Annotated in this window: 1 protein-coding gene; it reads right to left on the bottom strand. The window is 42.7% G+C overall.

What is annotated here, in order from left to right; all coding sequences use genetic code 11:
* Window positions 1-68: 68 nt before the first annotated feature.
* Window positions 69-392, bottom strand: coding sequence for a YdcP family protein (locus GPK60_RS04750; RefSeq protein WP_173692852.1), 324 nt, complete (start codon window positions 390-392; stop codon window positions 69-71).
* Between the last annotated feature and the right edge of the window lie 276 nt (window positions 393-668).

Genomic DNA, 668 nt, shown 5'->3' with positions numbered 1-668 from the left:
AACACTCCAAAAGTCTTTTCTTTATCAATGACGATTCCATTTGCTAATCTCATAATCTGAATACCCCCTTATTTACTTTCCACTGGTAACATATCGTCTGCAAGCAAGATATAATTGACAAATCCACGTTCCCCGATTTTATAACCATCGGTAGTAATTCGTGGATTGATAAGTTTTACTTTCTGCTCCGGCAAGAAATGTTTTTCGCCGGCTTTGGCAGGAAGCGTCACAACTACATCATCAGCTCTCTGCACATCGGAATACAGGTTGTAGCTTCTGTTAATGACAGCCATACGCCCGTTGATTCTCTGCTGTTCCGTAGTATTTTCTCCGGCAAACTCCAAGTTTCCAAATGTCTTTTCCATGTTTGGTACGACAAATCTTAATTCCATAATAATTGACCTCTTTTCTTTCTATTTGTAAGTTCTTTCCTGCTGTACTTTGTGGGGAGCTACACTCCCCACGCCCTTAGTGGACTTCACGCTCCCATAAATCAAAGCTTCACGGGAGCGTGAAGTTGCAAAAAGGGTGGCGACCTTGAACGCTCTACCAACCGCTACATTACCGCCTTATGATTTCTTTTTACGGCGTTTGAAGTAAAGCATACCGCCAAGCCCTACGCAGGAAAGACCGAGCATGGCAAGATAAGCATAGATATTGGTATTGTC

This window comes from Ruminococcus sp. MCC718, assembly GCF_018783905.1.
Lineage (GTDB): Bacteria > Bacillota > Clostridia > Lachnospirales > Lachnospiraceae > Hominisplanchenecus > Hominisplanchenecus faecis.
Note: the sequence above shows the minus strand (reverse complement) of the source record. Positions and strands in the feature narration are given on the sequence as shown.